The following is a 21,600-nucleotide window of genomic DNA, read 5'->3' as shown; positions in this document are numbered from 1 at the left end:
AGCGTTAAAGTTAACAGGAATCAGGCCCAAAACACGGCGAGGAATAGATCGTCTGATGTGTAGTCGGCTTGCCCCTGGACGCCGAATGCTCGGAGTTTCACGGTTGCGCGGCCTTAGACGCCAGCCCGGCTCTCCTGCAGGAGTTATCCTGCAGGAGGGTCATTCGTCCTTCCCACCCGATCAGCTGAAACTGTGCTTGGAAAGGGGAAGCGAACGTATGCGCTGCCCGGTGAGCGTCGCCACGGCATTGACGATAGCCGGCGGGACACCAGGAACTCCGGGCTCGCCAATTCCGCCCATCGGCGCACCGCTTTCGATGATCTTGACGTGAACCTGCGGCATCTGACTGGGCCTCAGGATCTGATAAGGACCGAAATTGCGAGCGGTGGGCTGGCCATTCTCGTAAACGAGTTCCTCGACAAGGGTCTGTGATACCCCAAGGGCCACGGCCGACTGGACCTGCGCCTCGATGACAGCGGGGTTGACGATCTGGCCAGGATCTATGGCCACCCAGATCTGATGGACCTGAACGCTGTCATTGAGCACCGAGACTTCCGCAATGGTTGCCACTTCGCTGCCGAAGGGAGACGCCATGGCAACGCCGCGAGCCCGCGTGGTGCCGTCATCGGCGGTGTAGGGCCCTGGCTGCCAGCCGCCAGAGAGGTCCCCGACAGCAGCGAGCAGGTTACGGTGCCGTTCGGATTCCGACAGCAGGTTCATGCGCATCTCGAAGGGATCAAGACCTGCTGCTTGCGCCATTTCGTCGAGAAAGGATTCGTAGAAATAGTCGTGCATGGAGTGCCCGACCGAACGCCAGAAACCAATCTCGGCAGGGGTCTTCACCACCACATGTCCAACGCGTCGATCAGCAATGGCGTAAGGCTTGGCGGTCAGTCCCTCGTGAGCTCCACCATCCTGATCAGGAGGTGACCCGAACCAGCGGCTTGCCGCTCCTTCACCCACAACCTCGATCGACAACGCGACCGGGCCATTTTCATCGACAGCCCCGCGGAACCGGGCATATCCCATCGGGCGGAGGGCATCGCGCAGGAATTCCTCCTCACGAGTCCAAAGAACCTTGACCGGCCTACCGATCGCCTGCGCCAGTGCGATTGCCTGCCGAAAGGGATTGGCGGCTCCGTAAAGAAAGTGCCTGCCAAAGAACCCGCCGAGCATTTGGGAATGAATCCGCACATTCTCAGGCTCGATTCCCGCTTGCGTGGCAATCGCGGCCTGGAACATCTCGGGTGCTTGGTTGGGGAGCCAGACATCGAGCGTACCATCTTCGTTAAAGCGCGCTGTGGCCGAAGGGGGTTCGAGCTGGGCATGCGCGAGATAGGGTGCGTCATAAGCTGCCTCGATCACTGTCTCGGCCGCCTCAAGGGCAGCGAGGGCATCACCTTCAGCCTCAACTTCAGTGCCAGGTCCTGGCTCGTCGGCCAGCGTGGCACGAAATGCCTGCGACGAGAAATCTTCCGGCATCGAAACGCCGGCTTCGCCCGGCTCCCATTCCACCTCGCAGGCCTCGACCGCACGCCGGGCTTGCCAGAATTTGTCGGCAACAACGGCGACCGCCCCCGCAAGCATGTGCACCGAATGCACGCCGCGCATCTGTTCGATCTCGGACTGGTTGGTTATGGAGGCCGGCACCAGCCCCAATCGCGGCGCATGCTGGACCGCTGCTGTCAGCATATCCTCGACTTGAAAGTCGATGCTGAAATTGGCGCGCCCCGTCGACTTGTCCCGCACATCGAGGCGAGCGAGGGGCTGCCGGATCCAGCGAAACTGTGCGGGATCCTTGAGCGCCACTTCGGTGGGCACCGGCAAGTCCATAGCTGCCGCAGCCAGATCACCATATGCAATCTCGCGCCCCGATGCCGCATGGATGATAAGACCGGGTTCGGTGGTCAATTCACTGGCATCAACGTCCCATTCCTGGGCCGCAGCTTCGATCAGCATGGCGCGCGCCGAAGCGCCGAGCTGGCGCATCACCTGGTAGCTCGAACGCACCGATGAGCTGCCCCCTGTTATGCGCATGCCGCCCATCACGCCAAACGGATCACCTGAAGGTGCGGCCTGGACAATGAACCGCGCCGGATCGAGGTCGAGTTCCTCCCCTACGATCTGGGCCATGGCCGAATAGATGCCTTGTCCACCTTCGATGAACGGGCTTTGGAACACGGCGGTGCCATCGGGAAGCAGTTCGAGGAAGGCAGCGACATCGACCCCGGCTTGCTGGGCGCGCGCAACTCGGGTGGGCAGAAAGGTTGCCAGTGTCAGGCCTGTACCTGTGCTGGCGACGGCCAAGGTCGCCGCACCGCCGAGCAAAAATTTTCGGCGCGAAACATTGAGGGGGCCGCGCGGTTTTGCGGGTATCTGGTTCATCGATCAGGCCTCCGCAGCAGTGCGCACGGCAGCGCGAATCTTGTTGTAGGTTCCGCAGCGGCACAGATTGGTCATTGCCGATCCGATTTCCTCATCGGTGGGATTGGGATTGTTGGTCAACAAGGCTGTCGCGGCCATGACCTGGCCGGACTGGCAATACCCGCACTGAGGCACCTGGTTTGCGACCCAAGCCTCCACGACGCGGCGGCCGGTTTCGGTTTCCTCAACCGTTTCGATGGTGCGAATGTCCGCTCCCTCGACCGTGCTGGCCGGTGTGATGCACGACCTCCTGGGAGAACCATCAACCAATACCGTGCAGGCACCACATTGGGCGACCCCGCAACCATATTTGGTGCCGGTCAGTCCCAATTCTTCCCGAATGACCCATAAAAGAGGGGTATCGGGCTCCACCTCGACATCATGTGATGATCCATTGACTGTGAGCTGCATTGCATCCCCTTCCTTCTGTCGTGTCGTCTCTCGTGAGGCCTGCGCCCTTCATCAGCAGGGGAACTGCAGATTCAGACGCATGAATGACACGTTAGACTAAATAAGCAGGCAGCTACAAATCCCCTTTGGGGGAGGTTATCGTGGGTCCGGACGCATTGATGCCTGTAAGGCTTTGATCCTATCGCTGCTCGAGGAGATGCCCGACATGACGATCGAGGAGTTGTGGTGGGCTTTGAGCGCGCGCGGTTACCGTTTCGGCTTCGGCACGATTGAGCGCTTCTTTGTGCGTCACGCCATCACGAAAAAGACACTCCACACGTCCGAGCATGACCGGCTAACAACCTGAAACAGCGGCAGGAGCGGTTCGAGGGGCAGCTTGATCTTGACCGGCCAGGCCGGTGTTCATCGATGAGACCTGCGCAAAGACCAATATGGTTCGCACGCATGGTCGTGCACCCCGAGGCGAACCTGCGGACCGGTGCACCTCATGGCCACTGGCGCACGACCACCTTTCGTAGGCGTACTGACGTAGCGAGGCATGATCGCGCCGTTCGTTCTCAACGGATCGGTCAACCCCATCGCGTTCGAAACTTATGGACGACCTCCGATTGAAAACGCCTTCTCCAAACTCAAGGCGATGCTCCGCAAAGCGGCAGAACGAACCGTGGAAGCTTTCACGCCCGAAGAATGTGCCAACCTACTTCGCCGCTGCAGACCGATGGGATTCCGCTCTAGGGTCGGGACTCAATTGAGCCGCCAGATGATAGTAGCGGCGACGAAGACGGCGGACAGGAAGGTGTCGGCACGTTTGTCGTAGCGTGTTGCGATGCGGCGGAAGTCCTTGAGGCGGCAGAACATCCGCTCGATAAGATTTCGGCTTTTGTAGGCGATCCTGTCCCATGCATGTGGGTGCTTGCGGGTCGGATTTTGGCGGGATGACGGCTTGGCAGCCGCGTTCGGCCAGCCAGTCTCTGAGCTCATAGGCGCGGTCGGCTATGAGCTGATGGGGCGTGGGAACAAATTTGAATCGAGCACGGGCTGTTTCCGGCAAGCGCCGGAGCGGCCCGTGTTGCGCGTGTACTTGAATTGAAGGGGGCATTATGGGCAGGGCATCGATCAACCACGGCAATTGGGCAAAGCGGCGCAGGCACCTTCTGCTTGCCGGGACCGCGCTGGCTTTGATGCTGGGCATGGCACTGCCGCTGCAGGGGCAAAGCCTGGGCCACGCCACAGGCGGTGAAGGCGAAGAATTTGGCGGCGTTCAAGGCGGCACGGGCGGTTCTCCCGGACAGGACGGTTCTGATGGAACAGGTGCTGGCGCGGGTTCAGGCGGGGCTGGCGGTGTCGCGCCGGGTGGCGACGGCGATGGGGGCGGCAATGCTGGCGGCGGTGGCGGAGGGGGCGCCCATGGTGGCAGGCCGGTGGCCGGCACGGTCGGCGACATGCATGGTGGCGCAGGCGGCGCGGGTAGCGTTGGCGATGCCGGTGGCGGTGGTGGTGCTGGCGGTGATGCTGCCCTAATCGACGACAGTTCCAGAACCGCTGAATATGTCCTGGACGCCGGCACAATCTGGCAAGGGGGTGAGGGCGGCGAGGGAGCGATGCGCAGCGGCGGCGGTGGTGGTGGCGCGGGTCTGTTTGTCACCGGGAGAGATGCGGCCCCCACACTCTCGGTCGAGGGAGGGATCGCTGGCGGCGTCGGCGGCGGCGGTGGTGGTGCAGGCGTGGTGGTGACGGACGGTGCCTCGGTCGACCTGCGCCTGGGCGGCGCGGGGTCGATCACCGGTGGGACCGGGAGCGATATGGACGGTTCTGGCGGCGACGGCGTTGTCTCGGCAAGCGATAGCACGGTGGCCGTCATCCTCAACATTGATGCCGTGATAGAGGGCGGCTATGGGAGTGAGGTCGGCGATGGTGGTGCGGGCCTGCGGCTTTCAGGCGGTGGCAGCGTTGACAATGCCGGGACCATTCAGGGTGGGGATAGTGAGGGGTGGATTGGTGGCGGAATTTCAGCACCTGCTGGGGGCACCGGAAGCGGAGGAGCGCCGGGCTTTGTGCCTGATGAACCCGCACGGGGCGATGGCGGTGCCGGCATTATTGGCGCTGACCTCTCGGTCATCAATAGCGGCCTGATCGCCGGTGGTTCGACCGCTTCACGGCAAGCCAACGCCATCACCTTCATCGGCGGCAGCAATCGGCTGGAGCTGCGCGATGGCTTTGAGTTCACGGGGAATGTAGAGGCCGGCGGCACCGCCGACACCTTTGCGCTGGGCGGCGACACCGATCCCACCGATCTGTTCGATGTCAGCAAGATCGTGGACACCGGAACGGCGGGCGCCACGGATGAATTCATCGGCTTCGAGACGTTCGAGAAAACCGGATCAAGCACCTGGGTGCTGACGCGGACTGGCAATCAGGACTGGACCATCACGGATGGAACGCTGATCGGCGATACCGGCAGCTTCGGCGGTGATCTGACATTCGCCCCGGCTTCCGGCGCGACGCCGAGCGTAACTTTTGATCAAGCGAGCCCCGGCACCTATGCCAGCACGATCAGCGGTGACGGCCATGTCATCAAATCTGGCGAAGACACGCTGACGCTCACCGGCGCCAACACCTATTCGGGCGGCACGCGGGTTGAAGACGGCTTCTTGGTCGTCGCGGCCACGGGAGCGCTGGGAACGGGGCCGGTTACACTGGAAGACCCTCTAACATCCTTTATCTCGCAACTAAGCTTCGAGGGCGCCGGCGTCAGCGCCGAAGCCTTGAATATCACGATGGCTCAACGGGCAAGGCTAATTTTCGCGAATGGAGCCGACGCAGGCAGCGCCACGATCGACAACAACTCCAGCTACGACAACATCTACTTTTATGACGACTCCAGTGCGGCAACCGCAGTTATAGACAACGATGGCGGGATAATTTTCACCGACAATGCCAACGCCGCCGCTTCGAGGATCGACAGCACCAGTGGATACTTGCACTTTGCCCGCAATGCGTCCGCGGGAAATGCAATCCTGACCAACGCTTCCGGCACGATCCTCCGGTTTGGGGATGACAGCACCGGCGATAATGCGATCGTAACAAGCGACGGCACGAGCGTGGTCGACATTTCGGAGCATACCGGCGACCTTGCCATCGGTTCGCTTTCGGGCGCCGACATGGTTTATCTCGGCGCCAACACCTTGACGCTGGGTGGCCTCAATCGAAACGACACGATCGGGGGCGTTATTCAGGATGGCGGCTATAGGGACGGCACGGGCGGTTCGCTGACCAAGACTGGCACCGGCACGCTGACCCTCAATGGAGCGAACACCTATACCGGCGGCACGACCGTCGAAGCGGGCACTCTCGTAGTGGGTGGCGCGGGTTATTCCTCGGCCAGTATTTCAGGAGCGGTCACAGTCGCTGACGGCGCCACGCTTGGCGGTTCGGGCACGGTGGGCATGACAACGGTTGCCGATGGCGGCACGATCGCGCCGGGCAATTCCATCGGCACGCTGAGCGTCGACGGCAACCTGGAACTGTCGTCGGGATCGATCCTCGATTACGAGTTGGGCGCTGCGGGCTCTTCGGCCGGCTCGCCCGGAACCGGCGACCGGATCGATGTCACGGGTGATTTGATCCTGGACGGCACGCTGAACCTTGCCCAGAGCGGCGATACCGCTGACGGCATGGTCGGCATCGGATATTATCGCCTGATGACCTATCGCGGCGCGCTGACCGGCGACGGGCTGACGATCGGCGTCACACCCTCGCTCGCCGATCCTGCCGCCTATGAGGTCCAGGCAGACGGTGGCAATGTCGACCTGTTTGTGGCCCCGGCGGGCGACGACACGCTCCAGCATTGGCAGGGCGGTGACGGCACCTGGAACGCAACGAACCTGCAATGGCTGAATCAGGACGGGGTGATTGGTTCCGCCTGGGCCGGCAACCATGCGGTGTTCAAGAACCAGCCGGGCAATTTCGCCGGCGGCACCATCGCCGTGGACGGCACCCACGGCTTTACCGGTCTGCAATTTATCGATGACGGCTTTCGGCTTGAGGGCAATGGTAGGCTGCAAACGCTGGCCGGAGGATCGGAGATCCGCGTTCTGGCCGACAGCGCCGAGATCGCAAGCGAGATTGCCGGCACCGGCGGCATCACCAAGACCCAGGATGGCACGCTGGTGCTTTCTGGCGCCAACACCTATTCGGGCGGCACGACAATCGCCGCGGGCGTGGTGGAGGTTTCCGAGGACGATAATCTGGGCTCGGCCTCTGGCGGGTTGACCTTTGCCGGCGGCACGCTGGCAACAGCCGCCGATATGGCCAGCGCCCGCACGATAGACCTCAAGGCGACTGGCCGGTTTGCCGTTGCGGACGGCAGAGCGCTCGATCTGTCTGGCACGGTTTCGGGTTCGGGCGATCTGATCAAGGATGGCGCCGGCACGCTGGTGCTTTCCGGCGAGAACGCCTATGGCGATACTCTTGTCCAAGATGGGGTGCTGATTGGCGACGCCGGGTCCATATCCGGCAATATTGCCAATGCCGGAACCGTCACCTTCGAGCAGGCGACCAATGCCAGCCTTGCCGGCGATATCACCGGCCTCGCCGGCGTTCAGGGCACGATGGAGAAGCAGGGCGCCGGAACGCTCACGCTCGAAGGTGCCTCGCAGCTCGACTGGACCCTTGCCGACGGCGGCCTGACGACCGCGGCCGCTCGCTTTACCGGCGATGCCGATATCGCCGCCGGCACCGTCCTCAGCTTCACCGACGCTAGCAACGCCACCTATGGAGGTACCCTCTCGGGAGAGGGCCTGTTCTCGCTTGATGGCGAAGGCACCGTCGTGCTGACCGGCGACAGCGCCGGCTTTGCCGGCACGACGGAAATCAATGCCGGCACGCTGCTGGTGGGCAATGCCGATGACGATGGCGCACTTGGTGGCGCCGTCGCGGTTGGCGATGGCACAGTGCTGGGCGGCTCGGGCACCGTGGGTGACACCCTGATCACATCCGGCGGAAGCCTGGCTCCGGGCAATTCCATCGGCACGCTGACGGTGGATGGGGATCTGACCTTTGGGAGCGGCTCGCGCTTTGAGGTTGAAGTCAATCCGGAAGGAACAGACAGCGATCTGGTGAGGGTAACGGGAGCGGCCACACTCAATGGCGGCACAGTCGCTCATGTCGGTGCCGAAGGAGGCTACGATCTGCGCTCCACCTATACGATCCTGTCCGCCGGTACCCTGGTTGGCGAGTTTGATGAAGTCGCATCAAATTTCCGCTTCCTCACGCCCGATCTGATCTATGACCATGACGCTGGAACTATCGATCTCGACCTGGCGCGCAACGACCGGGAGTTCGCCTCCGTAGCGCTTACCGCCAACCAGACCGCCACGGCCGGCGGGGTCGAAAGCATCGGGATCGATGCCGGGCACGCGGTCTATGACGCCATCGCCCAGCTGGCCGATGATGACGACCTCATCCGTGGCAGCTTCGATGCTCTGTCCGGCGAGATCCATGCCTCGGCAAGGACCGCGCTGGTCGAGGACAGCCGCTTTGTCCGCAACGCGGCCAATGATCGCATTCGCGCCGCCTTCGGCGATGCGGGGGCGGCACTCACGCCGGTGCTGGCTTATGGGTCGGGCGAGACACCGGTGCTGGTCTCTGCCGATCATGGCGGGCCGGCGGTCTGGACTTCCGGCTTTGGCTCCTGGGGCTCGACCGACAGCGACGGCAATGCGGCAAGCCTCGACCGTTCGACCGGCGGCCTGCTGATCGGCGCCGATACCATGGCTGGCGACTGGCGGGTGGGTGTTCTTGCCGGCTACGGCCATTCGCGCTTCGATGCCGATGATCGCGCCTCATCAGGCTCGAGCGATAATTATCATCTTGGGCTTTATGGTGGCACCCAATGGGGCGAAATCGCATTCCGTACTGGCGCTACCTATACCTGGCACGATATTGACACCAACCGCTCAGTCTCCATTCCCGGACTCACCGACTCTCTCTCGGCCGATTACGGCGCCGGCACCTTCCAATTCTTCGGCGAGCTTGGCTACGACATCTCGCCCATGTGAGACATGTTACCGACAGCTTTGCCGAACAGGGCGGTGCTGCGGCGCTGTCGGGCTCTGGCGAAAACACGGACGTGACCTTTACCACGCTCGGTCTTCGCGGCGAGCATGCGATGGACTTCGGCACGATCGAGGCCCGGCTGCACGGCATGGTCGGCTGGCGACACACCTTCGGTGATGTGACGCCTCAAAGCGCGCAGGCCTTCTCGGGCAGCGACGCCTTCTCCATTGCCGGGTCACCGATCGCTAGGGATAGCGCAGTCATAGAAGCTGGTCTCGATCTGGACCTGACGCCCGAAGCCCGAAGCCCGAAGCAAGGTTCGGCATCTCCTATCAAGGCCAACTCGCCTCTGATGCCTACGATCATGGGTTTAGGGCAAACCTGAACGTCCGATTCTAGGCAGGTTACGCGCATGAGGGCATGGATCAGGGCCTCAAGGTCATGCTGGACACCCAAGTCTGTGACATCGAGCGACGGATTGAAAGTGTCATCGCACAGGAAGAGAATTCCGCCACCAAAGCAAAGCTCCTGCAATCCATTCCCGGCATCGGTCCGGTTTCCGCGGCAATGCTGATCGCAGAAAAAATGCCGGAACTCGGTATGACTGCAGGCGAGGCCGCAGCTATGACAGGCCTCGCCCCGGTGTCTCACGATAGCGGAACGATGCGGGGTACGCGCGCAATCGCAGGAGGACGGAGGGCGCTGCGCCATGTGCTATTCCAGGCCGCACTCGCAGCTGCCTGTCACAACCCAGTTCTAAAACCGATCGCAAGACGGCTCAAAGAGCGGGGAAAGCCCCACAAACTCATTATCGTGGCCATCACCCGCAAGCTGATAACCATCGCAAACGCCATCTTTAAAACGGGCAGACCATCGCAGCCGCAGATCGGCTCATAGACACAGTTGCTAGAGACGCTTGCTGGAGAGAACCTCGAACGTGTGGTTTAGCGTTGAGAGTGAACGGTCGTAGTCGGCCAACGCCAGGGAAGCGATGAGCGTATCGACAATCGCAAGCTGGGCAATGCGGCTCGTCATGGCCTCGGTGCGGAAGTGGGTCTCGCGGGCCAGCGTGTTGAGCACGATATCGCTATGAGCCAGCAGCGGTGATTTGCCGAAATTGGTGATCGCGATGGTCGTTGCGCCTGCCTCCTTGGCGAGCTGGGTCGCTGTGAGGGTCTCGACCGTGCTGCCCGAGTGGGAGATGGTTAAAACTGCTACGTTGGGTTCAGCCAGTGATGCCGTGATGGCCTGGACATGACTGTCCACCGTCGCGCGCGAATTGATGCCAATGCGCAAGAGCCGGTAATTGGCGTCCTCGGCAATCGGCGCGGCAGAGCCGATACCGAACACCTCGACGCGTTGGGCGCCCCGTGCCAGATCGGAACCGTTACGGCGCCTGAGGAGGCCTCACCGAAGAAGACGATCTCGGCACAGCGGCCGGCCAGGTGCATCTGGATAAAGGCCCCGATATCCCTGCAGGTAAGAACCGAAGATCCATCGTCTTCCAGGGCAGAGTAGCCGCCAATGTCTCCGCGCCGCACGATGGAGATCCCGCTGACCGGGGGCAGGCCGAGCAGGTGCCCGGTGACCGCGTGGGCGGCCTCATGGACGGCAACGCGCCGGACCTCCTCGGCTGGGCGCGTCTCTTCGGGAGCGACCAGAGCGAGGAGGTCCCCCATGTGCAGCGGCCTTTGCGCTTGGCGGGCCCGCCGGCGGGCGGTTTTGACCCAGCCTGCAACATGGGCTCCGGTAGCGCCCGTGGCCAACTGGCCCAGGAGCGTCAGGTCGGTATCGGGCAGGTCGGATCCCAGATGCTGGCGAAAGATGCCCACAAGCTCGACAGAGGAGGGCAGTCCGATGCGGATCACCCTGGAGAACCTGCCGGGGCGCAGCAGGGCGTCATCGAGCCGCTCGGGATAGTTGGTGGCGCCGACGATGATCAGGTCCTGGGCTGTTGCCGAGGCTGCGCCATCGAGTCTGGTCAGGACATGGGTGACCACAGATGTCCACCATTCCCGGGCCCGGTCGCTGAGCGTGCGGCGGTCGGGCAAGGCATCGAGTTCATCAAGAAAGAGGATGGCGGGCGCCGCAGCGGCGGCTGCGCCGAACACCTCATCGATCTGCTTGATCACATCGCCCAGATGGCCTTTGCCTCCTCCGGAGAACCACTGACCGACGGAGGATGCGAACAGGGGGAGGTTGGCCGATCTGGCAAGGGAACGGGCAAAGGTGGTCTTGCCCAGCCCCGGAGCGGATCCGAGGACAGCGCGGCTTTCGATATCGGTAAAGGCGATCTGGCCGGCGCGCCACAGCGAGAGGTCGTTCAGAAGCGCCTGCGCTCAAACCTTGGCCTCTCCATAGCCATGGAGATCATTGATATCGGGCACATCCACTGGGACGGCCTCGATTGCCGTCCTTGCCCTTGCGGCGCGCTGGAGCCGGGCCACGCATTGGGCTGATGTCGATCCCGAGCGGATGGCGGCGCACAGATCCACGAAGCCAAGCCTTGCAGCGATGTCATCGGGCAGCGGGCGGACGCGCTTGCCGGTTACCGCCCGGATGGCGCGCGCCACCAGCCGGGCTGATGGCGGGCCAAGGGTGACGGTAAGATCAACCGCCGAGATCACCTCTTTGGGGAAGTCGACTGAAGGATTGTGAGCGATGGCCACCATGGTTTTCCCTGAGGCGATCCACTCAAGGAAGGTTTGGAGCCCATAACCGGCGTTGCTGAGCCGGCGCCTCCCGCTGCCGTCCTTGAGGTAGAACTGCAGACAGCCAAGCGGCTGGTCGGTCGCAAGATACTCTTCAAGGGGCATGATCCAATCTTCTGATGGCACCTTGATGAGCAGCATCATGCCGGTGCTGCTCTTGATCCGCTGCATTTGTGCGGGCGTCAGGGTTTCTTCCAAGGCAAGCCTGGGCAGAACCTGCGCCGGAGCCATGCGCGTGCTGCTGGAGCCAGGCATACATGCAGGATCGGTGAGATAATCGAAGGTCGTGTCTTCGCTCATGGGGAAGTCCTGGTCGGCGGCAATAATCATCCTATCCCGCGCCACGGCGTGTGGAGCAGGTGATGATGCTGGAAGCCGGGATGGCCGATCACGGCCACAGCTAGAGGTGGCGGATCGGAGGGCGGTACTGAAGGAAAGGCGACTGGTTCAGGTCAGGCCTGTGACAGTCAAAAGGCGCGGTCAGCCTATGAGGTGCACCAGCCGGATCGAGAGCGGTGTGGTTCCCATAAACGCCTTTGCACCAATAGTGCACACTTGGGCCGGTCGAATAGAGGCGGAGTGGGCAGCGATGGCAAGGGTGAGAACAGACACGGGGACCTCTAGAGGTTGATGGTAGCAGGATTAGGATGGAATGACTTGGTTCATCCAGAGGCCGGCAATAGGGAACCTGCTCGATCCGAGTCAATAGCTGCTCGGAAGCAGCAAGAAGAATGAGCTCGGTGTCCCTTGGCTCCACGGCAGCAAGCTAGCCCTAAGAGTGAAAAGGCGCGATTTCCGCCGGGAAACCGCGCCTTTTCTTGTGTCGGGCCGCTCTAACTACTCAGTCAAACTGCGGCAATGGGAAAACAGTGCCGGTGATAATGGGAGAACACCCCGGAATAATGGGAAGACAGTGCCGAACCCTACACACACAGCTTCTGCTGGGGCTTCAGCTACACCCGGTCGTGCTGCCACACGTGTCGCACTTCAGACAAGTCCCGTTCCGAACCAGCGTGAAGTTCTGGCACTCCGAGCACGCTTCACCCACGTATCCCTTCATCTGGGCTTCGAGCCGCAGGGTGGTGGTGTCCTTGGCTTGGGCCTCGTCCACCAATTTGGTTGCGGCGGCTTCGGCTTCCGGGTCGGCCTTAAGTGCGGTGCCCTGCTTGAGGGCCGTGACGGTTTGGGCCTGGATGGCTTGGACCGGATTGGCGGGCTTGTAATCCGAGGAGGCGACCAGCATCAGGGTTTTGTCCTTGACCCGGCCACGGGTCATGCCGCGGGAGACGAAGTTGTCTGCCGGGACCGGAGCAGGGGCCGAGCGGTCCTTGACGGCGTTGTCTTCGGAGACGCCCTTGCCGATGGTGGTGGCGCCGGCATCCGGGGTCACATGGGCCAGGTCCGTACGGTCGAGATAAGAAATGGCCAGCTCGCGGAACACATAGTCGAGGATCGAGGTTGCGTTCTTGATGTGGTCATTACCCATGACGAGGCCGGCGGGCTCGAAGCGGGTGAAGGTGAAGGCCTCCACGAACTCATCGAGCGGCACGCCATATTGCAGGCCGATCGAGATGGCGATGGCGAAATTGTTCATCATGGCACGGAAGGCGGCGCCTTCCTTGTGCATGTCGATGAAGATCTCGCCCAGGCGTCCGTCAGCATATTCGCCGGTGTGCACATAGACCTTGTGGCCGCCCACGATCGCCTTCTGGGTGTAGCCCTTGCGGCGGTCGGGCATACGCTCGCGGCCTTGTGCGACGATTTTTTCGACGATGCGTTCGGTGACGGCCGGAACGCGTTCGGCGGCGGGGAGGGCGGCGATTTCGGCGACCTCGTCTTCATCCTCGTCGTCGTCGGCCAACAGCGAGGAATTGAGCGGCTGGCTGAGCTTGGAACCGTCACGGTAGAGCGCGTTGGCCTTGAGTGCCAGCTTCCAGGAGAGCATGTAAGCTTCCTTGGCGTCCTCGACGGTGGCGTCGTTGGGCATGTTGATGGTCTTGGAGATTGCGCCCGTGATGAAGGGCTGGGCCGCTGCCATCATGCGGATGTGGGATTCCACCGACAAATAACGCTTGCCGATCTTGCCACACGGGGTGGCGCAATCGAAGACGGGCAGGTGCTCGTCTTTCAGGAAGGGCGCGCCTTCGAGCGTCATGGCACCGCAGACGTGGATGTTGGCGGCCTCGATGTCCTTTTTCGAGAAGCCCAGGAAGGGCAGGAGCTCGAATGTCGGGTCGGAAAGCTGGGCGTCCGTGACGCCGAGTTCCTTAAGGAAATCAGCGCCAAGCGTCCACTGGTTGAAGACGAACTTGATGTCGAAGGCCGACTTCATGGCGGCGTTGAGCGCTTCGATCTTGTCCTGAGGGAAGCCTTTGGTGGCCAGCGTTGCCGGATTGATGCCGGGCGCCTGGTTCATGTTCCCATGACCAACGGCATAGGCCTCGATCTCGGCGATCTGGTCTTCCGAATAGCCGAGAGTGCGCAGGGCCTGGGGAACGGCGCGGTTGATGATCTTGAAATAGCCGCCGCCGGCGAGCTTCTTGAACTTGACGAGCGCAAAGTCCGGTTCGATGCCCGTGGTGTCGCAATCCATCACCAGGCCAATAGTACCGGTGGGAGCGATGACGGAGACCTGGGCGTTGCGATAGCCGTGCTTTTCGCCCAACTCGAGCGCTGCGTCCCAAGCGGCAGTGGCGCGGGCGACGAGGTTCTGATCGGGGCAGGCGGCATGGTCGAGCGGCACCGGGGTGATCGAAAGGCCCTCATAGCCATCGGCTTTGCCATAAGCGGCGTTGCGATGGTTGCGGATGACGCGCAGCATGTGCTTGGCGTTGCGCTTGTAATCCTTGAAGGCGCCCAGTTCCGAGGCAATCTCGGCCGAGGTGGCGTAGGAAACGCCGGTCATGATGGCAGTGAGCGCTCCGGCGATGGCGCGGCCTTCGTCGCTGTCATAGGGGATGCCCGAAGTCATCAGCAGGCCGCCGATATTGGCGTAGCCCAGGCCCAGGGTACGGTAGAGATAGCTGCGCTCGGCGATGGCACGCGAGGGGAACTGGGCCATCATCACCGATACTTCGAGAACAAGCGTCCAGAGGCGGACGGTGTGCTCATAGTCGGCGGTGTTGAAGACGCCATCCTGGCCGCGATAGGGCAACAGGTTGATGGATGCCAGGTTACAGGCCGTGTCGTCGAGGAACATATATTCCGAGCACGGGTTCGACGCGTTGATCGGGCCGGCTTCGGGGGAGGTGTGCCACTCGTTGATGGTGGTGTGGTATTGGATGCCGGGGTCGGCGGAAGCCCAGGCGGCATAGCCGACCTGCTCCCAGAGATCGCGGGCTTTCAGCGTCTTGGTGACCTTGCCGGTCTGGCGAGCCTTCAGCGCCCAATCGCCGTCCTCTTCAACAGCGCGCAGGAAGTCGTCGGTGACACGAACGGAGTTGTTCGAGTTCTGGCCCGAAACGGTGAGATAGGCTTCGCTGTCCCAGTCAGTGTCGTAGACTGGGAAATCGATATCGGTATAGCCCTGCTTGGCGAACTGGATGACGCGGAAGATGTAGTTTTCCGGCACCAGAGCCTTCTTGGCGGCCTTGACCTCGCGCTTTAGGGCCGGGTTCTTGTTGGGATCGAAGCAATCGTCGCCATTGCCTTCGCAATTGACGGCGGCTTTCATGATGAGTTTCAGGTGCTTGGAGACGGTTTTGGAGCCGGTGACCAGCGCGGCGACCTTCTGCTCTTCCTTGACCTTCCAGTTGATGTATTCCTCGATATCGGGGTGATCGATATCGATCACCACCATCTTGGCGGCGCGGCGGGTGGTGCCGCCCGACTTGATGGCACCGGCAGCGCGGTCGCCGATTTTAAGGAAGCTCATCAGACCCGAGGACTTGCCGCCGCCCGAAAGCTTTTCGCCGGAGCCGCGCAGGGCCGAGAAATTGGTGCCCGTGCCCGAGCCGTATTTGAACAGGCGCGCCTCGCGGACCCAGAGATCCATGATGCCGTTCTCGTTGACGAGGTCATCATCGACGGACTGTATGAAGCAGGCATGGGGCTGGGGGTGCTCGTAGGCCGATTTGGACTGCACGAGCTTGTGGGTGAAGGGGTCGACATAGAAATGACCCTGGCCGGGGCCGTCGATGCCATAGGCCCAGTGCAGGCCGGTGTTGAACCATTGCGGGGAATTGGGCGCGACACGCTGGGTGGCGAGCATGTAGCACAGCTCGTCATAGAAGGCGCGGGCGTCTTCTTCGGTGGTGAAATAGCCGCCCTTCCAGCCCCAATAGGTCCAGGTACCGGCGAGGCGATCAAAGACCTGACGCGAATCCATTTCCGAGCCGTAGCGCTCGTCTTCGGGGAGCTTGGCGAGGGCCTTTTCGTCGGGAACCGAGCGCCACAGCCAGGAGGGAACGTCGTTCTCCTCGACCTTTTTGAGCGCCTTGGCGACACCGGCCTTGCGGAAATATTTCTGCGCGATGATGTCGGCTGCGACCTGGCTCCACTGGGCCGGCACGGCGATATCCTCGAGACGGAACACGACCGATCCGTCAGGATTGCGGATTTCGCTCGTCGCCGAGCGGAATTCGATGCCTTCGTAGGCGGATTGGCCCGCCGTGGTGAAGCGCCGTTCTATCTGCATTCGTCTATCCCCAAACTTAGGTCTGCCCACTGCCTTGGCGGCCCCTGCAGGCGTCTTGTCGTTCCCGACAATGTTCGATCTGATCGGGCCTCGGAATCGGCCCGTTGAAGCGACTGTTTTCGATTCTGCCGCGAACCGTCAATCGCCTCAAATCGACTATCCCTTGTGCTCAAGGAATGGGCATGAGCTAAATATAGTGGTTTTCAGTGTGGATAGCGAGGAAAACGTGCAAAAAACTGCATGAGGGTAATGAGGGCGTCACAAAGCCGGTTTGAGGGAGAGTTAATGAAGTCCTGTGTCGAGGAACCGAGCTAAATGCCCGAAAAGCTTGGCTCTCGCGACGGAGCGTCATGTGCCGGACTCTCCGAAAAAGGTGTCAAGCGGGATTTTTTGCGGCGGGCTCGTGTTTTTTGTTGGCGCATCGATAGGCACAACATCTTGTGCATTGTGGCGAGCGATCGACAGCCTCTCGTGCCTAGGCTTGGCGAACGGGGTGTGCTAAACGCCAAGGCGCAGATCATGACAGCTCAGGGTGCATCGCGTGGCACAAGGCGGCTTTAAGCAGTTCATCTTCGAAATCTTCGGCTGGTGGCACGGGCAGACCATGTCGACACGGCTGTTTACAGCGCTCCGCGGTCAGAGGATCGGTGAAGACGAGTTCGGCAATGTCTATTACCAGGGCAAGAAGGACGGTCGGCGCTGGGTGATCTACAATGGTCCGGCCGAAGCCTCGGCCATTCCGGCGGGCTGGCATGGATGGATGCACTATCGTACCGATGTGCCGCCCTCGCAGGCCGACTACACGCCGCGCGAATGGGAAAAGCCGCATCAGCCCAACCTCACGGGCACCGCGATGGCGTACCGGCCTGACGGCTCGATCCTCAACAACCAGACACGGCCGCGCGTGACGGGCGATTACGACGCCTGGTCGCCGGAGTAAGGCGGCGCTGCCCGGTGGGCGATCGGCGACTCAAGTCCTTTTGCCGGAGTATGGCCCTCGCCATAGGCCTTGTGGCGGGTGCACCGCCGGTTCATGCGCAGCCCATCTCCAATCCGGTAGCGGTATTTACCGGGCTCGACAAGATCACCGGCCGGATCACGGTGTTCGATGTCTATATCGACGAGACCGTGCAGTTCGGTTCGCTCCAGCTCACGCCCAGGGCCTGCTATTCGCGCCCCAGCAGCGAAGCCCAGAGCGAGACGGCATTTGTCCAGGTGGACGAGGTCTCCCTGCAGGCGACCGTCAAGCGGATATTTTCCGGATGGATGTTCGCCGATTCGCCGGCGCTTAACGCCGTGGACAATGCGGTTTATGACGTGTGGCTCGTCGACTGCAAACAAACCTCGGACGTGCCACCGCCCAGCCAGAGACCGCAATGAGCCAAAAAGTTCAGATCACCGAGCGCATGCATTCGGTCAACGGGGTGATGGAGCCGCAGCGCGTGCTCATCCCCACCGTCGACATGCTTGGCGACAAGATTCGGCAGGTGCCGGTTGGACAGATGGGCGATCTCGGTGAAATCCGGGCGGAATTGGCACGTGAGCATGGCGCGGACATAACCTGTCCTGTGACCACGCAACGGCATCTGAAGGTCATCGCGGTCATCGCCCATTCGGCGGTGACGATGGGCGATCCCCAGGCCATTCCTTTCTGGAGGGTCGTCGATCCCAATAAGCCCAATGCAGACCGGCTTGCCGGCGGACGGGGCTTTGTCGTGGCCCAGCAGACCAAGGAACGTCGCGCGATTCAGGCATAGCGGCCGAAAATTCTCTTCGGCCTTGTCGGGTTTGGCGCTCCGCATCCGTCCTTGAGGAGACGGCGCGCAGTGTGCGTGCCCTTAAGAGGAGCGTTTGATGCTGACCCTGCCAACGATCATTGACCGGCCCGAGCAGACCTATGCCTACGTCACCTATACGGTGCGCATGGACCAGATGCAAACACCTGCGGACCAGGGCTTTCCCAAGCTGTTCGGCTATCTCGCCCAGCAAGGCATCGAACCGATTGCGGCACCTTTTTTCAACTATCGCCGCATCGATATGGAAAACACCCACGATGTCGGGGCCGGCGTGCCTGTGGCGCGGGCGGGGGATGATGGTGAAGGCGTGCGGTTCGGTACGCTTCCGTCAGGGCGGTACGTGACGCTGGAATGGCACGGCCATTACGACGGGCTGATGCAAACGACCGCTATGCTGATCGGCTGGATACGGCTGGTGGGCGAGAAATTCGACATGCGGGAAGAGGTGGACGGAGACCATTTCGCTTGCCGTCTGGAGATCTACGAGACCGATCCCAGCCGCGAGCCCGATCCGGAAAAATGGGTGACGACGCTGGCGTTCAAATTGGCTGATTGAGCCGATCCCAGGCGAAGAAATCGCCGTCGAATTCCAGCGCTGCCGAAAGCCTCACTTCATAGATGGCGCGCGGGATTTCGATGGCGCCGAGTGAGGCGAGATGATCGGTGATGAACTGGGTGTCGAGCAGCGCGTAACCACCCGCCCTGAGCCGTTCAACGAGGTGGACGAGCGCGATCTTGGAAGTATCGGTGCGGCGGTGGAACATGGATTCGCCGAAAAAGGCTCCACCGATGGCCAGGCCATAGAGGCCGCCAACCAGTTCGGTGCCGTCATAGACTTCAACGGTGTGGCAATAGCCCATGGCAAAGAGTTCGCCATAGAGTTCGCGGATCACGGGATTGATCCAAGTGGTGTCCCGATCCGAGCCTGCCGTTGCGCATCCCTCGATCGTTGCTTCGAAATTGCGGTCCACGACCACTGAAAACGAGTGCTTGCGCAAAGCCTTGGCAAGGCTTTTCGATATTCGTAATCCATCAAGCGGAATGACGCCGCGCATTTGGGGACTGACCCAAAAGATATCGGGATCGTCGGCGCTTTCGGACATCGGGAAGATGCCGGCACGATAGGCGCGCAGGATCAGCTCAGGCGTCAGTTCGACATCGAAAGGGTCGCTTTTTCGGCTCATGCGGCGGAACGAAAAAGCGGCCGAACCGGCCGCTCTCCCTATTGCTTGTTGGCCTCGAGAAACTTTTCGAGCCAATGAATATCGTAATTGCCCGATTGGATGTCCGGTTCCTTGATCAGGCGCCGGAACAGCGGCAGCGTGGTCTTGACCCCGTCGACGATGAATTCATCGAGTGCGCGATTGAGGCGCTGCAGGCATTCGGGCCGGGTGCGGCCGTGCACGATCAGCTTGCCGATCAGGCTGTCGTAATAGGGCGGAATGTTATAGCCCTGATAGACAGCCGCATCGACGCGCACGCCCACACCACCGGCTGGATGGTAATAGGTGATCTTGCCGGGCGATGGGGCGAAGGTCTGCGGGTCCTCGGCGTTGATGCGCACTTCGATGGCGTGCCCGTAGAACATCACGTCTTCCTGCCGGAGCGAGAGGGGTTCGCCGGCGGCGACGCGGATCTGCTCATAGACGATATCGAAATTGGTGATGCGCTCGGTAACCGGGTGCTCGACCTGAAGGCGGGTGTTCATTTCAATGAAATAGAACTCGCCGTTCTCGTAGAGGAACTCGATGGTGCCGGCGCCGGAGTATTTGAGCTTGCGCATGGCGGCAGCGCAGATCTCACCAATCTCGGCCTGTTCGTCAGCAGGAACGGTAGGGGCGGAGGCTTCTTCCCACACCTTCTGGTGACGGCGCTGGAGCGAGCAGTCGCGCGTGCCCAGGTGGACGGCGTTGCCCTGGCCGTCACCAATCACTTGCACTTCGATGTGGCGCGGCTTTTCGAGATATTTTTCCATGTAGACGGCGTCGTCACCAAAGGCGGCCTTGGCTTCGGTACGTGCCGTCGAGAATGCGACCGAGAGATCGGCTTCGGTCTTGGCAACCTTCATCCCGCGTCCACCACCGCCCGCTGCAGCCTTTATCAGCACGGGGTAGCCGATTTCAGCGGCGACGCGCTTGGCGTCGGCTTCGGTGGTCACCGCGCCGGCCGAGCCGGGAACGCAGGGGATGCCAAGTTCAAGCGCCGTCTTTTTAGCCTGGATCTTGTCGCCCATGATTTCGATGTGATGGGCAGATGGGCCGATGAAGGAAATCTTGTGTTCGGCGAGAATGCGGGCGAAACGAGCATTTTCCGAAAGGAAGCCGTAGCCGGGATGGACCGCTTCGGCGCCGGTGATCTCGCAAGCGGCGAGAATCGAGGGAATGTTGAGGTAGCTGTCGCGCGCCGGATTGGGGCCGACACAGACGCTTTCGTCGGCCAGGCGCACATGCATGGCGTCGGCGTCGGCCTGCGAGTGGATCGCTACGGTTTGAATGCCGAGCTCCTTGCAGGCGCGCAGGATGCGAAGGGCGATCTCGCCGCGATTGGCTATGAGGACCTTGGAAAACATCAGCGGGCCTTATTCGATGACGACGAGGGGTTCGCCGTATTCGACCGGCGTGGCGTCATCGACAAGCAATCGGGTGACGGTGCCCGATTTATGCGCCGGAATCTGGTTCATGGTCTTCATGGCTTCGATGATCAGAACCGTCTGCCCTTCGGAGACCTTGGCGCCAACTTCGACGAAAGGCTTGGCGCCGGGTTCGGGGGCGAGATAGGCGGTGCCCACCATGGGCGAGGTCAGCGTATTGGGGCTCGAGGCGAGATCCTCGGCCGCCGGGGCGGCAGGGGTGGTGGCTGCAGAGGCGCTCGTAGCGGCGGGCGCGGCCGGGGCCGCAGGGGCGGCGGGCGCAGCGTAGCCAGGAGCTGCCACCTGAACCACCTCCTTGGCGAAGGTGCGGGTCACGCGGATGCGGAAATCATCCTGCTCCAGTTCGATTTCGGCCAGATTGGCTTCGTTGACGAGTTCGGCGATGGTGCGGATGAGGTCCTGATCGACCTGTGAGATCTTTGCCATTGTTATCGTGTCTCCACAAACCCGCGCGGGGTCTTTTTCAATTCAGTATTTCGGCCACGGCCTCCAGGGCCAGTGTATAACCTCTGGAACCCAGCCCGCAAATGACACCCGTTGCCACGGCCGACACATAGGAATGGTGACGGAAAGCCTCACGCTGGTGAATGTTTGTAAGGTGCACTTCCACGACCGGCTTTTCAGCGGTGCGCAGGGCATCGTGAATGGCGACCGAGGTGTGCGAATAAGCGGCCGGATTGATGATGATGGCATCGGCTGTCTTGCGCGCCGACTGGATCCAATCGACCAGTTCGCCCTCGTGGTTGGACTGCCGGAAATCGCAGGTCAGGCCCAGCTTTTCGCAAGCTGTCCGGCACATCGACTCGATATCGGCGAGCGTCTCGCTGCCATATATCGCCTTTTCCCGCGTGCCCAGCATGTTGAGGTTCGGTCCGTTCAGGATCAGTACGCGCTTTGCCATGATGTCTTTGTCGT

Annotated in this window: 17 protein-coding genes and 2 pseudogenes; 8 read left to right on the top strand and 11 right to left on the bottom strand. The window is 61.7% G+C overall.

Features of this window, described 5'->3' with window-relative positions:
• Nucleotides 1–180 precede the first annotated feature (180 nt).
• Nucleotides 181–2,385 carry a xanthine dehydrogenase family protein molybdopterin-binding subunit gene (locus tag NO932_RS09915; protein ID WP_309207234.1) on the bottom strand — a complete coding sequence of 735 codons (2,205 nt, stop codon included), beginning with the start codon at nucleotides 2,383–2,385 and terminating at the stop codon, nucleotides 181–183.
• Nucleotides 2,386–2,388: 3 nt separating this feature from the next.
• Nucleotides 2,389–2,835, bottom strand: coding sequence for a 2Fe-2S iron-sulfur cluster-binding protein (locus NO932_RS09910; protein WP_309161142.1), 447 nt, complete (start codon nucleotides 2,833–2,835; stop codon nucleotides 2,389–2,391).
• Nucleotides 2,836–2,965: 130 nt separating this feature from the next.
• Between NO932_RS09910 and NO932_RS09905 the strand changes: the two are divergent.
• Nucleotides 2,966–3,587 (top strand): annotated as a pseudogene (locus NO932_RS09905) (IS630 family transposase); the annotation flags it as partial.
• Here NO932_RS09905 and NO932_RS09900 read toward each other — a convergent pair.
• Nucleotides 3,580–3,816 carry a transposase gene (locus NO932_RS09900; protein WP_309207233.1) on the bottom strand — a complete coding sequence of 79 codons (237 nt, stop codon included), beginning with the start codon at nucleotides 3,814–3,816 and terminating at the stop codon, nucleotides 3,580–3,582. The pseudogene NO932_RS09905 and the gene NO932_RS09900 sit on opposite strands and share 8 nt — an antisense overlap.
• A 270-nt stretch (nucleotides 3,817–4,086) precedes the next feature.
• Between NO932_RS09900 and NO932_RS09895 the strand changes: the two genes are divergently transcribed.
• From NO932_RS09895 to NO932_RS09885, 3 genes and pseudogenes are all read left to right on the top strand, one after another.
• Nucleotides 4,087–4,356 (top strand): hypothetical protein, encoded by a 270-nt coding sequence (locus NO932_RS09895; RefSeq protein WP_309207232.1) that lies wholly within the window; start codon nucleotides 4,087–4,089, stop codon nucleotides 4,354–4,356.
• Nucleotides 4,278–9,277 (top strand): annotated as a pseudogene (locus NO932_RS09890) (autotransporter domain-containing protein). The gene NO932_RS09895 and the pseudogene NO932_RS09890 overlap by 79 nt, the downstream one beginning before the upstream one ends.
• A 35-nt stretch (nucleotides 9,278–9,312) precedes the next feature.
• Entirely contained in the window at nucleotides 9,313–9,789 is a 477-nt protein-coding gene (locus tag NO932_RS09885) for a transposase (protein WP_309207231.1), read from the top strand.
• 9 nt (nucleotides 9,790–9,798) lie between these two features.
• Here NO932_RS09885 and NO932_RS09880 read toward each other — a convergent pair whose 3' ends face one another.
• The 4 genes from NO932_RS09880 to NO932_RS09865 form a co-directional block, all read right to left on the bottom strand.
• Entirely contained in the window at nucleotides 9,799–10,215 is a 417-nt protein-coding gene (locus tag NO932_RS09880) for an SIS domain-containing protein (protein ID WP_309211020.1), read from the bottom strand.
• A complete protein-coding gene (locus tag NO932_RS09875; RefSeq protein WP_309211019.1) occupies nucleotides 10,107–11,084 on the bottom strand; it encodes an AAA family ATPase in 978 nt (325 codons plus the stop codon). Before NO932_RS09875 ends, NO932_RS09880 begins: the two co-directional genes overlap by 109 nt.
• 147 nt (nucleotides 11,085–11,231) lie before the next feature.
• Nucleotides 11,232–11,903 carry a hypothetical protein gene (locus NO932_RS09870; RefSeq protein ID WP_309207230.1) on the bottom strand — a complete coding sequence of 224 codons (672 nt, stop codon included), beginning with the start codon at nucleotides 11,901–11,903 and terminating at the stop codon, nucleotides 11,232–11,234.
• A 649-nt stretch (nucleotides 11,904–12,552) separates the two neighbouring features.
• The gene (locus tag NO932_RS09865; protein ID WP_309207229.1) at nucleotides 12,553–16,239 is read right to left on the bottom strand and encodes a vitamin B12-dependent ribonucleotide reductase; all 3,687 of its coding nucleotides are present in this window, start codon (nucleotides 16,237–16,239) and stop codon (nucleotides 12,553–12,555) included.
• Between the two features lie 604 nt (nucleotides 16,240–16,843).
• Here NO932_RS09865 and NO932_RS09860 point away from each other — a divergent pair.
• The 4 genes from NO932_RS09860 to NO932_RS09845 all read left to right on the top strand — a co-directional run bounded on the left by NO932_RS09860 (nucleotide 16,844) and on the right by NO932_RS09845 (nucleotide 18,591).
• Nucleotides 16,844–17,179, top strand: a complete 336-nt coding sequence (locus NO932_RS09860) for an NADH:ubiquinone oxidoreductase subunit NDUFA12 (RefSeq protein WP_309211018.1) — start codon at nucleotides 16,844–16,846, stop codon at nucleotides 17,177–17,179.
• A 50-nt stretch (nucleotides 17,180–17,229) separates the two neighbouring features.
• On the top strand, nucleotides 17,230–17,619 hold the full coding sequence (locus NO932_RS09855; RefSeq protein ID WP_309207228.1) for a DUF2155 domain-containing protein: 390 nt from the start codon (nucleotides 17,230–17,232) through the stop codon (nucleotides 17,617–17,619).
• Nucleotides 17,616–17,996 (top strand): hypothetical protein, encoded by a 381-nt coding sequence (locus NO932_RS09850; RefSeq protein ID WP_309207227.1) that lies wholly within the window; start codon nucleotides 17,616–17,618, stop codon nucleotides 17,994–17,996. Before NO932_RS09855 ends, NO932_RS09850 begins: the two co-directional genes overlap by 4 nt.
• Before the next feature lie 97 nt (nucleotides 17,997–18,093).
• On the top strand, nucleotides 18,094–18,591 hold the full coding sequence (locus tag NO932_RS09845) for a GyrI-like domain-containing protein (protein WP_309207226.1): 498 nt from the start codon (nucleotides 18,094–18,096) through the stop codon (nucleotides 18,589–18,591).
• Here NO932_RS09845 and aat read toward each other — a convergent pair.
• Genes aat through aroQ form a run of 4 tightly spaced genes read right to left on the bottom strand, consistent with a single transcriptional unit; the run spans nucleotide 18,575 to nucleotide 21,586 of the window.
• Nucleotides 18,575–19,219 carry a leucyl/phenylalanyl-tRNA--protein transferase gene (gene aat, locus NO932_RS09840; RefSeq protein WP_309207225.1) on the bottom strand — a complete coding sequence of 215 codons (645 nt, stop codon included), beginning with the start codon at nucleotides 19,217–19,219 and terminating at the stop codon, nucleotides 18,575–18,577. The genes NO932_RS09845 and aat overlap by 17 nt on opposite strands.
• A 38-nt stretch (nucleotides 19,220–19,257) precedes the next feature.
• Nucleotides 19,258–20,604, bottom strand: a complete 1,347-nt coding sequence (gene accC / locus NO932_RS09835) for an acetyl-CoA carboxylase biotin carboxylase subunit (RefSeq protein WP_309207224.1) — start codon at nucleotides 20,602–20,604, stop codon at nucleotides 19,258–19,260.
• Nucleotides 20,605–20,613: 9 nt separating this feature from the next.
• Nucleotides 20,614–21,111, bottom strand: a complete 498-nt coding sequence (gene accB / locus NO932_RS09830; protein WP_309207223.1) for an acetyl-CoA carboxylase biotin carboxyl carrier protein — start codon at nucleotides 21,109–21,111, stop codon at nucleotides 20,614–20,616.
• 37 nt (nucleotides 21,112–21,148) lie between these two features.
• On the bottom strand, nucleotides 21,149–21,586 hold the full coding sequence (aroQ, locus tag NO932_RS09825; RefSeq protein ID WP_309161181.1) for a type II 3-dehydroquinate dehydratase: 438 nt from the start codon (nucleotides 21,584–21,586) through the stop codon (nucleotides 21,149–21,151).
• Nucleotides 21,587–21,600 lie beyond the last annotated feature (14 nt).

The organism is Pelagibacterium sp. 26DY04 (assembly GCF_031202305.1).
GTDB lineage: Bacteria > Pseudomonadota > Alphaproteobacteria > Rhizobiales > Devosiaceae > Pelagibacterium.
This window is presented reverse-complemented; position numbering and strand designations above follow the sequence as displayed.

Bases quoted from the DNA above. Each gene is read 5' to 3' on its own strand.
- NO932_RS09915 (WP_309207234.1), bottom strand. From the start codon at position 2,385: ATGAACCAGATACCCGCAAAACCGCGCGGCCCCCTCAATGTTTCGCGC.
- NO932_RS09910 (WP_309161142.1), bottom strand. From the start codon at position 2,835: ATGCAGCTCACAGTCAATGGATCATCACATGATGTCGAGGTGGAGCCC.
- NO932_RS09900 (WP_309207233.1), bottom strand. From the start codon at position 3,816: ATGAGCTCAGAGACTGGCTGGCCGAACGCGGCTGCCAAGCCGTCATCC.
- NO932_RS09885 (WP_309207231.1), top strand. From the start codon at position 9,313: ATGGATCAGGGCCTCAAGGTCATGCTGGACACCCAAGTCTGTGACATC.
- NO932_RS09870 (WP_309207230.1), bottom strand. From the start codon at position 11,903: ATGAGCGAAGACACGACCTTCGATTATCTCACCGATCCTGCATGTATG.
- NO932_RS09865 (WP_309207229.1), bottom strand. From the start codon at position 16,239: ATGCAGATAGAACGGCGCTTCACCACGGCGGGCCAATCCGCCTACGAA.
- NO932_RS09860 (WP_309211018.1), top strand. From the start codon at position 16,844: ATGTCGACACGGCTGTTTACAGCGCTCCGCGGTCAGAGGATCGGTGAA.
- NO932_RS09855 (WP_309207228.1), top strand. From the start codon at position 17,230: ATGGCCCTCGCCATAGGCCTTGTGGCGGGTGCACCGCCGGTTCATGCG.
- NO932_RS09850 (WP_309207227.1), top strand. From the start codon at position 17,616: ATGAGCCAAAAAGTTCAGATCACCGAGCGCATGCATTCGGTCAACGGG.
- NO932_RS09845 (WP_309207226.1), top strand. From the start codon at position 18,094: ATGCTGACCCTGCCAACGATCATTGACCGGCCCGAGCAGACCTATGCC.
- aat (WP_309207225.1), bottom strand. From the start codon at position 19,219: ATGAGCCGAAAAAGCGACCCTTTCGATGTCGAACTGACGCCTGAGCTG.
- accC (WP_309207224.1), bottom strand. From the start codon at position 20,604: ATGTTTTCCAAGGTCCTCATAGCCAATCGCGGCGAGATCGCCCTTCGC.
- accB (WP_309207223.1), bottom strand. From the start codon at position 21,111: ATGGCAAAGATCTCACAGGTCGATCAGGACCTCATCCGCACCATCGCC.
- aroQ (WP_309161181.1), bottom strand. From the start codon at position 21,586: ATGGCAAAGCGCGTACTGATCCTGAACGGACCGAACCTCAACATGCTG.